Annotated in this window: 9 protein-coding genes; 1 reads left to right on the plus strand and 8 read right to left on the minus strand. The window is 40.7% G+C overall.

Annotation, left to right across the window (positions count from 1 at the left end):
* Nucleotide 1 precedes the first annotated feature (1 nt).
* The 6 genes from ADH02_RS08675 to ADH02_RS08700 all read right to left on the minus strand — a co-directional run bounded on the left by ADH02_RS08675 (nucleotide 2) and on the right by ADH02_RS08700 (nucleotide 8,701).
* Nucleotides 2-2,446 carry an ATP-binding protein gene (locus ADH02_RS08675; RefSeq protein WP_048784216.1) on the minus strand — a complete coding sequence of 815 codons (2,445 nt, stop codon included), beginning with the start codon at nucleotides 2,444-2,446 and terminating at the stop codon, nucleotides 2-4.
* On the minus strand, nucleotides 2,446-3,615 hold the full coding sequence (locus tag ADH02_RS08680; RefSeq protein WP_048784218.1) for a metallophosphoesterase family protein: 1,170 nt from the start codon (nucleotides 3,613-3,615) through the stop codon (nucleotides 2,446-2,448). The genes ADH02_RS08675 and ADH02_RS08680 overlap by 1 nt, the downstream gene beginning before the upstream one ends.
* 110 nt (nucleotides 3,616-3,725) lie before the next feature.
* Nucleotides 3,726-4,070, minus strand: a complete 345-nt coding sequence (locus ADH02_RS08685; protein WP_048784220.1) for a YlbF family regulator — start codon at nucleotides 4,068-4,070, stop codon at nucleotides 3,726-3,728.
* A 78-nt stretch (nucleotides 4,071-4,148) separates the two neighbouring features.
* Nucleotides 4,149-6,311: a transglycosylase domain-containing protein gene (locus tag ADH02_RS08690; protein WP_053091415.1), complete on the minus strand. Its 2,163-nt coding sequence runs from the start codon at nucleotides 6,309-6,311 to the stop codon at nucleotides 4,149-4,151.
* Nucleotides 6,312-7,124: 813 nt separating this feature from the next.
* Nucleotides 7,125-8,441 carry a UDP-N-acetylglucosamine 1-carboxyvinyltransferase gene (gene murA / locus ADH02_RS08695; protein ID WP_048784222.1) on the minus strand — a complete coding sequence of 439 codons (1,317 nt, stop codon included), beginning with the start codon at nucleotides 8,439-8,441 and terminating at the stop codon, nucleotides 7,125-7,127.
* Nucleotides 8,442-8,470: 29 nt separating this feature from the next.
* Nucleotides 8,471-8,701: a DUF1146 family protein gene (locus tag ADH02_RS08700; protein ID WP_048784223.1), complete on the minus strand. Its 231-nt coding sequence runs from the start codon at nucleotides 8,699-8,701 to the stop codon at nucleotides 8,471-8,473.
* 113 nt (nucleotides 8,702-8,814) lie between these two features.
* On the opposite strand from ADH02_RS08700, the gene ADH02_RS08705 reads away from it, so the two are divergent.
* Nucleotides 8,815-9,450 carry a YigZ family protein gene (locus ADH02_RS08705; RefSeq protein WP_048784225.1) on the plus strand — a complete coding sequence of 212 codons (636 nt, stop codon included), beginning with the start codon at nucleotides 8,815-8,817 and terminating at the stop codon, nucleotides 9,448-9,450.
* Between the two features lie 152 nt (nucleotides 9,451-9,602).
* On the opposite strand, the gene ADH02_RS08710 is transcribed toward ADH02_RS08705, so the two are convergent.
* Entirely contained in the window at nucleotides 9,603-10,682 is a 1,080-nt protein-coding gene (locus ADH02_RS08710; RefSeq protein ID WP_048784227.1) for a hypothetical protein, read from the minus strand.
* A 528-nt stretch (nucleotides 10,683-11,210) separates the two neighbouring features.
* Nucleotides 11,211-14,855, minus strand: a complete 3,645-nt coding sequence (rpoC, locus tag ADH02_RS08715) for a DNA-directed RNA polymerase subunit beta' (protein WP_239681755.1) — start codon at nucleotides 14,853-14,855, stop codon at nucleotides 11,211-11,213.
* Nucleotides 14,856-14,872 lie beyond the last annotated feature (17 nt).

The following is a 14,872-nucleotide window of genomic DNA, read 5'->3' on the forward strand; positions in this document are numbered from 1 at the left end:
TTTACCTTCTTTCTCTTTCCCCTAACTTCAGCACATTTTCTTTTGGTAACTGAAGCGGAACTTCCGTTGTAAAGTAAAAAACTTGTGTTACGCGTGATAGCTCTTCCATTAATTCTAACATAATCGATAGGCGTTCTCTATCAAAATTGACGAATCCATCATCGATTAGCACTGGAATTTTCATCTTCTTCGCTAATTGGAAAATAAAGGCAAAACGAATCGCGACATACAGTTGATCCAATGCCCCTTTTGACAGATAGAAAGCTTCTATCCATTGGCCATTTGCCTGCTGCACCTTCGCCTGCGTATCCGTTAAGAGGATTTTCGTATATTGCCCCATCGTGAGTCGACTAAAGATACGACTCGCCTCGTCTAAAATCAACGGTACTCTCGTTGGAACTTTTTCTTCAAGTTGCTTCAAAATCCATTTAGCTGCATACACTTGCGTCGCCCAATCCTTGATAGACTCTTGTACCTCGAAGCGTTCAAAGTCTGCTTCCAGTTGAAGAGATTCCGCATTGTCATCTTCTTCCAGCAGTTCTGCCTTTGTTTTTGTACTTGCCAATTGGTCACGTACTTCTTTCCGTTTACTTTCTAGCTGCGCCTTCGTGAAGGACTCGTCTTGAATTTCCTCTTCAAGCGTTTGTCGTTGCAAGCTTTCTTTTTCTTCATTCGTAAAAATAGTTACTTGTTTTTCGATATACGCTCTCTTTTGCGCTAACGCTACACGATTGTCCAGTGTTGGTAACTGAGTTCTAAACTCTTCTACAGTTGTGATTCCTAGTGGGGAAATCGCTTCTTGTAATTCTTCACGTACTTCTGTTGCATCTTGTTCCAATTGCGCTAAATGGCGTTTTTTCTTTAAGATACTCTCTTGAAGTTGCTCTAATTTTGCCACTCGTTTTTGCGAAGCCATCCAAGTCTCACGGATAACGCGTAGCTGTTGCTCCACAGTAGCAGGAGGTGTGATTTGTTCTTTGGCCCAGAAGTCTTTGCTCTCCTCTTTAAAGGCTGCAAGTCTTTGTTCCAATTGAACGAACTGAGCTTTCTTTTGTAAGAAATCATTGACACTTCGTCCTTCATTTCTTCGCACAAATCTCCTTGCTTCTTCTGGAGTTACTTCAATTCCTTTTCGAGATAGAAGCTGTTGAACGTGTTCGTCTACTGCACTATTTTTTGGAGATTGTAACTTCCCTGTTTTGTGTAAGAAGAACCCTCCGCCAATTCCTAGAACTGCAGCAATCCCAACGCCTAGCGCTACCTGATTCGTTAAAAATCCAACTACGGTAATGGCAATGATTCCTACTAGCCCAATAAGGACTCCTGTTTGAAATTGACCTACATGTTCTTTTTCACCTTGAAGGGCATCTAATTCTGCTAATTCAGCATCTGTAAATGGTTTGGCATGTTCACTTTGAACTCCGATATTCCCTGGATGTGTCTTCAACTCACGTTCCAATTCAAAGGCACGTTCTTCAACTGCTGCTGCACCTTGAGCTTTCGCGTACAGTGCTTCAAGAGTCGAATCCTCTGCCGGTTCTCCAAGTGCCTCTGCTTCTGCTTTTGCCTGCTCTAACTCGATTTTTGTACGTTCGAGTTCTTTTTCAAAGGAACGCAAAGTATTATTCGTTTCTACGGCCTTACTATGGTCGTACTCTTTTGGAAACTCATGTAGTCCTTCCATTGCACGGAATTCTTCTAAGGCATCAAAATGAGCGAACTTATTTTCTAAGACATCTAGTCTAGATTCTGTCTCTTGCAATTTTACAGATAATTTCTCTTCTTCCTTTTGAAGCTCTTTGATAGTACTCACATAGCCTTCATAAAGGGCATTTTCGCCTTTGGTTTGAGATAATTGATTCGTTAAACCTTCGAGTCGGTCCATTCGCTCGTTGAGTTCCAATTTTTTAGCTTGTGGACGAAACAACTTATTCGCCTCTGCAAGTAACTTCTGACTCTCCTCATAAGCACCCTTATGCCCCATGACACTTAAGCTATACAAGAAGCGATGGATTTCCTCTTCGCTTCCAAACGCATTATTTTGCAATTCCTCTTCATTGAATCCAAAGAGTGAATGGTACTCATTCATCGTCAACTCATGAAGAACTCGGTCCAGCATCGTTTCGGGCAGCTCTTGTCCAGTTTCTGCACTCTTTAGAACGAGTTTCCTCTGAGAACCCACAGCGCTGCGCTCGATAATCAAGGCTCCTAGTCCTTCATCTTCAATCCACATGCATCCACCACGCGTATTCGTATGGAGCGGTTGATATGGATAAACGCCATTTTTCTTCTGTTTAAAATCAAAAAGCATTTGCTCGATAAAACGTCGAAGGGTCGTCTTTCCAGATTCGTTCAAACCTTGAACGACTTGTAAGTTCGGATGGAAAGTAAAGGTCTCATGTTCCCATTTCCCAAAATGATCAATCTCAATTTTTGAAATATACATTAACCTTCCTCCCTTCCCGAAAAGCGAGCTTCTAATAGACGCATCGCACGTTCATGAATCTCGTGTTGGACATCTTCCTTTTGTAGGAATTCGCTCATTAACTGATTCGAGAATCCGCTTTTTGCAATTTCCATTTCAGAAAAGAGAGTCGCATCCACATCTCCCACAAGAGAAATTCCAGAAGCGCCACGAAGCGGTTTTGTGACTTGTTCGCGAATACTCATCACTGTTACAAGGCTTCGGTTTTCTTCTAATAATCCATTCACAACTTCTGTGAGTTGTTTTAAATCTTCTCTTGAATACAGCGATTCTTGCGTTTGTAAATGCAGCGTCACAAGACTACGTTTCGCAGGATTTGGTAGTGCCTCTACGATGAGATACGGTAAAGTTTCTAAACGAGCGGTCTCGCTGATAGCAAGTTCTACTTCCGTCCAATCCATCATACTCGTTTCAATAAACTGAACCTCTGAAGCATTCCCTGAAGTAATTTCAACAAGTAACGCTCCCTTTGGCCCACTCTCTTTACGGTCCGCTCCTTGAGTGGTACCGCTATACCACGCACATGGCTGGCTAGACACTTCTTGGCAAGTATGAATATGCCCAAGAGCCCAATAGTCATAGCCTTTTTCTCTTAGTTCAGGAATCGAAAATGGTGCATAGCGACCTTGTGCAGTCGTAAGCTCTCCATGTAGCACTCCAATATGAATATCACAGTTGGCACTCTTCACCGGATACTCTTGAACTTTTCTGGTAGCTACAACTGGAACCTCATAACTAAACCCACTAAAGGCGACACGTTCCCCGTTTCTCGTCTCCACTTCAATTGTTTCAACGGCACTCCCAAAAGTATAAATATGCTCCCCAGAAACGTATGAAGTGCCCGCATCATGATTTCCAAGCGCTACAACGACAGGAATTCCAAATGGTGCTAAGCGATTCAACTGACTCTGCAAGAACAATTTTTCTTTGACGAAGGCACGAGAACTATCCAGCAAGTCCCCTGCCAACACCAGTGCATCGACTTCTTCTTCAATCGCTGTATCGATGACTCTTTCAAAAGCATCAAATGCCGCCTGCTTTAGCTCTCTTGCGATATCTTTATGGGTCTTCCCGACACCTGCGTACGTAACCCCTAGATGGACGTCGGCTGCGTGGATGAATTTCACCATACGTTGCTCCTTTCTTTTCTTCAAAAAAAGCATATTTTCCTGAACCGTCTGTTGTGCGTTCAAAGAAAATATGCTTTGGATCGATTCTTAATAAAACCGTTTAAAATTAATTATTTTGATCTATAAAGTTCTTGTAATGGATTTGTGATGATACGGTTAATGTCTTGCATAATCGTATTCAAACGTTGCTCAGCTTCCATTAACGCTTTAATGTGTTCATTTTCAGACACTTTTTGTCCTAATTCTTGTGCTTTTTGAATATCTTCTTCAGTGATCTCTTGTCCTGAGAATTGTTTTTGTTGTAACTCGATATTCACTGTACGGAATTCATCGAATAACGCTTTCGCTGTTTCATCCGCATAAATTGCTTCGAAGCTTTCCTTTACTGTTTTGAATTCTTGTAATTCGCGTAAGTCGCGTTCTAATTGATTGGCTGTATCATAAATATTACTCATGTTTCTTCCTCCTTAAAATACTCTTTTATTATACCATATTTTGCATGGTTAAACTATCAATACGTACGTACGTTCGCATTATCGATTTCTGAATTTATCCCAGAGATTTTTACCCCATTCTTGGATTTGATTCCAAACTTGTTCGCCCGCTTTTTGAGCATCTTTGATAAATTGATCGATACCGTTATTCGAATTGTTGTTTTGATTATTTTGTTTCGTCTTCACGGCTTCCACATTAAACGGTGTGTTTGCGGTAAATTGAAGCAATCCTTCCATCTCTAGTTTAAAGAGCGGTCCTACCCCTTCACGGCTAGATGCTGATAAAGAATAGTTCCCTGATTGGTCATATCCCATCCAAGTAGCGACAACAACGTCTGGAGTATATCCGATCATCCATTGGTCACGAGAACCATTGTCATTATTGATGGCTTCGGTTGTCCCTGTCTTACCGGCAATCGTCTTACCAGCTGGTGAAAATGGTGCGCCAAGACCTTCTGAACCGTACACGGTTAACAGCATACTTGTCATCTTCTTAGCGACTTCTTCCGTTGTTACACGGTTTTCCTTCACGGCTGTATTGTCTACAACGACTTTCCCGTTTGCGTCCACAATTTTCGTCACAAAACGTGGTTGAACACGAACGCCTTTATTGGCAAAAGCTGTATAAGCAGAGGCCATTTGCTCTGGAGAAACTCCTTTTGTAAGTCCTCCAAGGGCAATCCCTAAGTACTCATCTCCTGGATCTGTTTCGATTCCGAACTGATGAACCTTCTCGATTCCTTTCTTCAATCCGATTTTATCAAGTAACCATACAGCAGGAGCATTCCAACTTTGGTTCAAGGCTTCCGTCATTGTCACAGTTCCTTGATACTGTTTATTCCAGTTCTCAGGCGTATATTTATCTGAACCATACGAACGTTTCTCGTCCACTAGAACAGAATTAGGTTGATACCCTTCTTCAAGAGCCGGAGTATATACGGCTAATGGTTTAAACGTTGACCCTGGCTGTGCCTGAAGCTGTGTTGCACGGTTAAATCCACGGAAAGTGTGTTTCTCGTTAGTACGTCCACCCACCGTCGCAAGGACATCCCCAGTTTGAGGATCCATGGCAATTGAAGCGGCTTGGGCAACCGTACCGTCAGATGCTTTCGGGAATAACCAACTGTTTGAGAAGGTTTCTTCTAAATCTGCTTGCATATTTTGGTCCAGCCCTGTGTAGATTTTATACCCTTTGTTCAGCAAGTCTTCTTCGCTGATTCCGTATTTCGTTGTGATTTCATTAATAACCGCATCGAAATAGTATGGATATTTATATCGAGCATTTGCTTCATACGTATCTGTCACAGTAATCACTTCAGCAGCAGCTTTATCGGCTTCTTCTTGCGTGATTTTGCCATTATCGACCATCAACTGTAAGACAGTCGCACGGCGTTTCACCGTCGATTCCATATCGTCAATCGGATTATACACATTCGGTGCTTTTAAGCTTCCTGTAAGGACAGCAGCTTCACTGATGGTTAAATCCTTTGCGCTCTTTCCGAAGTAACGAAGCGACGCATTTTCAATTCCGTACGCCCCATTTCCGAAATAGGCATTATTTAAATACATCTCCAAAATTTGGTCTTTGGAATATTTCTTCTCCAACTCGAAACTCAAGAAGAGCTCTTTTGCTTTTCGCATAAACGATTGTTCCTGAGTTAAGAACGCATTCTTTGCTAATTGTTGCGTAATGGTACTTCCTCCACCCGTCACTCGGCCACGGTTCATTAACAGGCCAAAAGTCGCACGAAGCAGCCCCATCGGATCGAATCCATGGTGGTCATAGAAACGTTTATCCTCTGTGGAAACAAGCGCGTTAATCATATTCGGAGAAATCTGGTCTATCGTTAAAAATTCCCCTTTATTGATGTTCAGTACGCCGGCTTCTTGGTTATTGCGGTCATATACTTCCGTCACCTGGACCATCCCAGCACGTAAGCCACTCACATCGGTTGTCTTTGCGGAATAAACTAAAAATCCCGTAAATAGTGTTACTACCGTTAGCATCATCGCTAGAAGTAGCTTCGTTACATGAAATTTTCTCCAAAAGCGACGAATCGCCATCATGATTTTATGATTCCAAATACTCTTTATAATGGATTGTTTTTTGGGTTCTTCAGTATGACGGTGCTCGAGTTTAGTGTCTTGTTCAACTTCGAGATTTTCTTCGTCATGATTCTGATTGTTAAATTCTTCGTTCATTACAATCCTCCTTTTAAATTGAGTCTATTATACTGTACCATAAAACCCTCTAAAACCACATAAAAACTGCACACCTTTACGAAAAATTAAAGGATAAATAGAAATAACAATAAAGAGACAGTAAGGCGTAAATGATTCCTTTGAAACCTTACAGATATCTTCATAATTACGGTAACGTTGCACCGGTTCGAGCCTTAAAAGTCTCTCACCTTTAAATCCTCAAAGGGAGTAAGACCAAAGTCAAAACAGGACTCACAGTGTGAGTCCTGTTTGCTTTGTAGTCTTACCCCCGCAAAAGGATGATTAGGATTAAGCGAATCACGAGTGATGAAGCTTAATTCAATCATCTACTGTGTCTAACTTTATAAAGTGCTTTAAGTACGGAATAAAATTCCTACGCCCGCTAAGCACAGTGGTTGAATGGTATGAGCCGCACTGTAACCAGTTTGCTCATACCTATTCAACTTTGTGGGGGAAAGAAAACGAAATGCCATAGATACAAATGTATCTATGGCATTTCTGTCTTTCTCCCTCATTTTAATGCAAAGTCACATTACTGTAATTATAGAATCTGTAAGTTTCTAGTCATCATTTACGTTTTCAACTGCACTTTAATTTTTTACGAATAATCTTTAATTATTCTTGATACAACAATAAAAATGCACGTTATAAGGTTTAACTAATATAAGGTATAACTTATATTAGTTAAAAGTAATATTGCTTGTTCTTATTGTTGTATCAACGAAAAGTGGAGTTCCTTTGTTTTTTATGCGCAAAAAAAAGAGAGGTTGCCCTCTCTTTCGTAATTCTTTGTTAAACTGCAAAAAGTCGTTCTAAGTCTTCGTGAGTAAATGGTTGTCCGTCTGGTTCTTCCACACGTTCAATCGTTGCGCCTAATGCACGTAATTTTTGATGGAACTCATAATATCCACGATCTAAGAATTGTAAGTCTGTCACACGTGTATATCCTTTTGCGACCATTCCAGCGATGATTAACGCAGCCGCAGCACGTAAGTCTGTCGCACGTACTTCAGCACCTGATAATACTGACGCACCACTCATCACAGCTGTATGTGAGTCAATACGGAATTGTGCACCCATACGACGCATTTCTTCTAAGTGGTTGAAACGGTTCTCGAATACTGTTTCCGTCATTGTGCTTGTACCAGTGGCCAATAATTGTGCAATCGTCATTTGCGCTTGCATATCTGTTGGGAAACCTGGGTGAGGTAAAGTCTTCACGTCCGTTGGTTTCAACTCATCTGGACCGATGACACGAATTCCGTCTTCTTCTTCGATAAATTGAACACCCATTTCGCCTAATTTAGAAATTAATGGTTGGTTGTGTTCTGCAATCGCATCTTCGATAAACACGTCGCCTTTTGTAACGGCAGCGGCTACCATGAATGTACCAGCTTCGATACGGTCTGAGATAATTGAGTGAATCGTTCCATCCAAACGTTCTACCCCTTCAATACGCATGTTTTCTGTTCCGGCACCGACAATTTTCGCACCCATTTTGTTTAAGATGTTTGCTAAGTCGACGATTTCTGGTTCACGCGCTACGTTTTCAAGGTATGTTGTTCCTTTTGCTAAAGTCGCAGCCATCATAATGTTTTGAGTAGCTCCAACAGATGGGAAATCTAAGTAAATACGAGCTCCATGAAGTTCATCTGCATGTGCTTCGATATATCCTTCTGTTTGAACGATTGTCGCACCCATTGCTTCGAATCCTTTTAAGTGAAGGTCAATCGGACGACTTCCGATAGCACATCCACCAGGCATCGCTACACGCGCATGTCCAAAACGTGCTAATAATGGTCCCATTACAACGATTGACGCACGCATTTTACTTACGTATTCGAATGCTGCAGTTGTTGTGATATCTTTTGTGGCATTTAAAGTAATGGCCTTTTCTTCTTCGTCAAATGTACTTAAGACGTTTAAGCTTCCTAATACGTTTAACATCATATGTACGTCTGATAAGTTCGGTACATTTGTTAAATGAGTAACGCCTTTATCTGCTAAAATACTTGCTGCTAAAATTGGTAATACCGCGTTTTTAGCTCCTTCTACTTTTACTGTTCCCTGAAGACGTGTATCGCCACCGCGCACGATCATCTTATCCATTAAATAACCTCCAAAAACTCTCTATCCATCTACTGTATTATCAATTGAATGTACTGATTTAAATAATCTGATAAATCGAATATGACTTTAGCTATACTAGCTCCCATCCAAATAGCGATGAGTAAAAAGAGGATACGGGCTTCTTGAACGCGGCCTTTTCGAAGAATTTTCTCGATTTGAATGCCTTGCAACGCCCAATAGCTTAGCATGATAAAAGCAAGAACCAATGTGATTCGAATGATTAATGTTACTTGAATCATACCTACTCCTCCAGTCATATACTGCCTTACTATACTACCATATTTGACCATTAAAAAAAAGCAGGAGATACTTACGACTTTATGCTATACTAATACCAAAGTGAGGGGAAAGAATGTTAGAGAGATATAAAACGACTAAAGAGTCTGGGATGAATGAAATCGAGATTAAGGGGTCCCGTTTTATTGCGCATTTTCAGCGAGTAACAGATGAAGAACAAGCGCTTGAATTTATCCAAGCTATCAAAAAAGAACATTGGAAGGCAACGCATAACTGCTCTGCTTTTCTCATTGGGGAAAACGACCAAGTGCAGCGCGCGATGGATGACGGTGAGCCAAGTGGTACTGCAGGCGTTCCAATGCTAGAAGTACTTAAGAAAAATGAATTAAAGGATGTCGCGGTTGTAGTGACGCGTTACTTTGGTGGAACAAAGCTTGGCGCTGGTGGACTTGTTCGTGCGTATTCTGGGGCTGTAAGCGAAGGGTTGAAAGCCATCGGAATCGTCGAATGCCGACTCGAAAATCAACTTGCCCTAACCTTTGATTACGCACATGTCGGAAAAGTGGAATATTATTGTCAGACGCAAAACATCCCCATCGTTGATAAAATCTTCCTCGATAATGTTCAATTCACCTGCAGCCTTCCTGTTCAAGAGGTCGAAGCTTTCCAAGAAGCCATTATTGAACTCTTACAAAATCAAGTGGAGTTTGAGAGCCTTGGAGAAATGTATACAGAATATCCAGTTGAGTAAAATAAGAGGTCTATTCGAATGAATAGACCTCTTTTTCTTATGTTTTACATTCGAGGATGGATGGACAGAGAAGCTGTGAGAGTATTTAGCTTCTCCCCCTTCCAATTCCTACACTAGCGGAAACGTTAAGGGCACGGGTCTCAACGTTTCACTTAAAAGAGAAGATTATCAATATCATTTTGCGATAATAGAAGATCCATTTTCGCAAGGCTTGAATAACGGTTCATCGTTGGCAGTTCATCCAAGATAACAATATCCGTTCCAAGTCGTTTTAAGAGCTGATCGACCATATTCGAGAGTCTCAGGGCAAATGGTCCACTTGTAATAAAGCGAAGCGGCACAGCCTCCATCATCATAATGAGTTCTAAAATATAATTCTGAATCGCTTTTGTATCTAAATCTGTTTCCTGTAAGAAGATGATTTCACGCTCATCGGCAATCGCCAGCATAAACGCACCTGTCTTATAAAATCCCATGGCCGCAATTGGCGACAATGTCAACTGGATTTCAAAACTTTCTGATAAGATGCCTTGAATCGCCTTCTTTGCACGTAAAAGCGAGAAATCACTGACCGCAATGGGTTCAGGTTTCACTTGAAAAAATGGCTTCAATTCAGCAATCTTATCGAAGCTGATTTCCTTACGCGTAATATCAAGCGACTTTACAGCCTTTGTTTTTTGATTATATTCGAGAACAGCATAGCAATCCGCGTCTTCTTGGTCGAGAATACTAGCAGCCTTCAAAAGCTCCTTCCAGTTGCCCTCTTGCAAGAGAATATCACTCACACGTAGCACAAACTGAACTTCTGACTTCTTTAAGTCTGCGAATAAATCAAACGGTTCATTGAAACTCGAAATCATTGGCAATTCTCTGGCACCTTTCACAGGATAACCCTTTTGCTTCAAGTATTCGATTTCCTCTTCATCGAAATCCGCACGTTTTGAAAACTGAATTTCGATGCCTTTTCTAAACCAAAACGCTTCGGTCCGTTCCTCTCCGACTACCTCATCCGACATGGTTACCAGTCGTTCTGAGAGTCTATAACGAACAAGTTCTTCTTCGTTTTTGAAGAATAATAAACGTAAATCTTGCTGTTCATCACGTTCAATTAAAAAGAAAAACTTCACTGCTCCTCGTTTATTCTGAAAAGCAAAGGCAGCATTTTTGAGTTCTGTTTGCTTTTTTACGAGCTTAAATAGCAACGGTATACTTTGGTACAATTCCTGACTCATATACACTACCCCAATCTTTCTTTTATTCATTTATATTATACTACCTTTTACATAAATTTGATAGCGGTTTTAGTTTTTATTTAAAATATTATATATTTGATGTTTTTAAATGATTTAATTCCACTTGCGACTCATTTTTCCCACTATTCAATGAATTAATTCGTTTTTTTAGTGTTGAATTTTTTCAGCTTTTCAAAAACCTTAAACTTTTCTTAATCTATTTTCGGGCTCTTTCTTGTAATTTTAAGCATAAAAATACCCCCTCAAGCATTGAATGAACAATCCTTGACGGAGTATCTTATAAACAATATTTAATTAGCGATCGATTTCAGTAATTTTTCCTGTGTCGTTTGAAATCTTTACGTTCACTTGTTGTCCATTAACAAGCATTTCAAATTCCCAAACTACTTCACCTCTTAAGTTTCGCCTATTATAACCCGGACTCATTGATTCTAAGAGAAGGTTTTATGAAGTTCCCAAGAAAAAACACCCCATAGCTTTCGCTACAGGGTGCCTGAAAGTCACAGATTATTCATTTGTGTCTTCTTCAGAAGGTGTTGATTCAACAATGACAACTTCTGTTTGTTCCACTGGTAATACTGGTTCTGAAGTACTTGTTTCCATATTGCGGTAACGAGCCATACCTGTACCAGCAGGGATGATCTTACCGATGATAACATTTTCTTTCAATCCTAGTAAGTGGTCTTTCTTGCCGCGGATAGAAGCATCTGTCAAGACACGAGTTGTTTCTTGGAATGATGCAGCAGACAAGAAGCTGTTTGTTTCTAATGAAGCTTTTGTAATACCTAGTAATACAGGACGAGCTGTCGCAGGTACTTCACCGTTCATGATTGCAGAGCGGTTACGTTCTGTAAAGTCTGCAATATCAAGTAATGTTCCTGGAAGGATTTCTGTTGAACCTGGATCCATTACGCGAACTTTACGTAACATTTGACGAACCATTACCTCAACGTGTTTATCGCCGATTTCTACCCCTTGCATACGGTATACTTTTTGTACTTCACGTAATAAGTAGTTTTCAACTGATAATACGTCACGAACACGTAATAATTCTTTAGGATCGATAGAACCTTCAGTTAATGGAGCACCACGATCGATGATTTGTCCTTCTTCCACTTTTAGACGAGCTGTAAATGGAACTGTGTAAGAACGAGTATCTGTAGAGCCTTTAATTGTAATTTCTTTAGTACGGCTTCCAGCATTTTCTTCGATAGAAACGACTTCACCCGCTACTTCACTGATTGTCGCAACCCCTTTAGGATTACGCGCTTCGAAGATTTCTTGAATACGAGGTAAACCTTGAGTAATATCGTCTCCGGCAACCCCACCGGTATGGAACGTACGCATTGTTAACTGTGTACCAGGTTCCCCGATTGATTGAGCGGCAATTGTACCAACTGCTTCCCCAACTTCAACTTCTGAACCTGTAGCTAAGTTACGTCCGTAACAGTATTTACATACACCATGTTTTGTATCACATGTGAAGGCTGAACGAATTGTAATTTCTTCAATTCCAGCTTCAACAATCTTACGAGCAATATCTTCAGTAATGATTTCATTGCGTGCTACTAACACTTCACCTGTTTCAGGATGTTTCACTGAACGTTGTGCGTAACGTCCTAACATACGTTCTTCAAGTGTTTCAATGACTTCATTTCCTTCTTTAATCGCAGTAATTGTTAAACCACGATCGCTTCCGCAGTCTGTTTCACGAATGATCACATCTTGCGCAACGTCTACTAAACGACGAGTTAAGTAACCTGAGTCGGCTGTCTTCAAGGCCGTATCGGTCATCCCTTTACGAGCACCGTGAGTAGACAAGAACATTTCCATAACGGTTAACCCTTCACGGAAATTTGATGTTACCGGTAATTCCATGATCTTACCGTTAGGAGCGGCCATAAGACCACGCATACCAGCAAGCTGAGTAAAGTTAGAGATGTTACCACGGGCTCCTGAGTCACTCATCATGAAGATTGGGTTACGAGAACCTAATGTGCGAATTAACGCTTTTTGAATATCATCTTTCGCTTTGTTCCATGTTTCGATAACACGTTCATAACGTTCATCATCTGTAATTAAACCACGACGGAATAATTTAGAGATGTTATCGACTTGTTTATGTGCTTCTTCAAGAATTTCTTTCTTGTTATCCGCAACTGAAATATCTGCAATCCCTACTGTTAAACCAGCACGAGTTGAGAATTTATATCCTAAGTCTTTCATACGGTCTAACATCATTGAAGTTTCAGTGATATGGAATCGTTTGAACACTTCGGCGATGATTTGACCTAAGTTTTTCTTCTTGAATGGAGAAACGATTTCGCGTTTAGCGATTTCTTCTTTAATGTTTGCTCCTGGTTCTAAGAAGTATTTATCTGGTGTAGCCACTTCTAAGTTTTCCATTGTTGGCTCATTTAAGTAAGGGAATTCGTTTGGCATGATTTCGTTGAATAATAATTTACCAACTGTTGTGACCATCATTCTCTCTTTTTGCCAATCTGTAAATGGTTTATGTGGAAGTGAGCTTGCAGGAATCGCAATTCGGCTGTGTAAATGAACGTATCCATTGTTGTAAGCCAAGATTGCTTCGTCCATGTCTTTGAAGAACATACCTTCACCAACACGGCCTTCTTGTTCCATTGTTAAGTAATAGTTCCCTAAAACCATGTCTTGAGATGGTGTTACTACTGGTTTACCATCTTTAGGGTTTAGGATGTTTTGAGCCGCTAACATTAATAAGCGAGCTTCAGCTTGAGCTTCTTGAGATAGTGGCACGTGAACCGCCATTTGGTCTCCGTCGAAGTCGGCATTGTAGGCTTCACACACTAATGGGTGAAGACGGATGGCACGACCTTCTACTAGAGTTGGTTCGAACGCTTGAATCCCCAATCTGTGAAGTGTAGGTGCACGGTTCAATAGAACTGGGTGTTCACGAATTACTTCTTCAAGGATTCCCCAAATATCGTCATCTAAACGTTCAATTTTACGTTTAGCGCTCTTGATGTTTCCAGCGATTTCACGTTCAACTAATTCTTTCATTACGAAAGGTTTGAATAATTCAATCGCCATTTCTTTAGGAAGACCACATTGGTACATCTTCAAGTTTGGTCCTACTACGATTACAGAACGTCCAGAGTAGTCTACACGTTTACCAAGTAGGTTTTGACGGAAACGACCTTGTTTCCCTTTAAGCATGTGGCTTAATGATTTCAATGGACGGTTACCTGGTCCAGTAACTGGACGGCCACGACGACCATTATCGATTAAAGCATCCACTGCTTCTTGTAACATACGTTTTTCGTTTTGAACGATGATACGAGGTGCGTTTAATTCTAATAAACGTTTTAGACGGTTATTACGGTTAATCACACGACGATATAAATCGTTCAAGTCACTTGTTGCAAAACGTCCACCTTCTAATTGAACCATTGGACGTAAATCTGGTGGGATAACTGGAATAACATCCATTACCATCCAACCAGGTTTGTTTCCTGATTCTTTGAAGGCATCTAAAATGTCTAAACGACGGATTGCACGAGTACGTTTTTGACCTTGAGCTGTTTTCAACTCTTCTTTTAATTCAGCGATTTCAGCGTCTAAGTCAACGTTGTTTAATAACTCTTGAACGGCTTCCGCACCCATTGCAGCGTGGAAACGAGTTCCGAACTCTGCACGTTTTTCACGGTATTCGCGTTCAGTTAATAATTGTTTGTGCATTAATGTTGTGTCGCCAGCGTCGATAACAACGTAGCTTGCAAAATAAATGACTTCTTCCAACGCACGTGGACTCATGTCTAACACAAGTCCCATGCGGCTTGGAATGCCTTTGAAGTACCACACGTGTGATACTGGAGCTGCTAATTCGATGTGTCCCATACGTTCACGACGAACTTTTGAGCGCGTTACTTCAACGCCACAACGATCGCAGACTTTCCCTTTGTTGTTGATTTTCTTTAATTTACCACAAGAACATTCTAAGTCTTTTGTTGGACCAAAGATTTTCTCGCAGAATAAACCATCGCGTTCTGGTTTTAAAGTACGGTAGTTGATTGTTTCTGGTTTTGTAACTTCACCATGTGACCACTCACGGATTTTCTCCGGAGAAGCTAACCCAATCTGCATACTTTCAAAATTATTTACATCTATCAAGGGGCCTACCTCCCTTT

Source organism: Streptococcus sp. 263_SSPC (assembly GCF_001071995.1).
Lineage (GTDB): Bacteria > Bacillota > Bacilli > Lactobacillales > Aerococcaceae > Granulicatella.

Excerpts from the sequence above, each read along its gene's own strand:
- ADH02_RS08675 (WP_048784216.1), bottom strand. The coding sequence starts at position 2,446 with ATGTATATTTCAAAAATTGAGATTGATCATTTTGGGAAATGGGAACAT.
- ADH02_RS08680 (WP_048784218.1), bottom strand. The coding sequence starts at position 3,615 with ATGGTGAAATTCATCCACGCAGCCGACGTCCATCTAGGGGTTACGTAC.
- ADH02_RS08685 (WP_048784220.1), bottom strand. The coding sequence starts at position 4,070 with ATGAGTAATATTTATGATACAGCCAATCAATTAGAACGCGACTTACGC.
- ADH02_RS08690 (WP_053091415.1), bottom strand. The coding sequence starts at position 6,311 with ATGAACGAAGAATTTAACAATCAGAATCATGACGAAGAAAATCTCGAA.
- murA (WP_048784222.1), bottom strand. The coding sequence starts at position 8,441 with ATGGATAAGATGATCGTGCGCGGTGGCGATACACGTCTTCAGGGAACA.
- ADH02_RS08700 (WP_048784223.1), bottom strand. The coding sequence starts at position 8,701 with ATGATTCAAGTAACATTAATCATTCGAATCACATTGGTTCTTGCTTTT.
- ADH02_RS08705 (WP_048784225.1), top strand. The coding sequence starts at position 8,815 with ATGTTAGAGAGATATAAAACGACTAAAGAGTCTGGGATGAATGAAATC.
- ADH02_RS08710 (WP_048784227.1), bottom strand. The coding sequence starts at position 10,682 with ATGAGTCAGGAATTGTACCAAAGTATACCGTTGCTATTTAAGCTCGTA.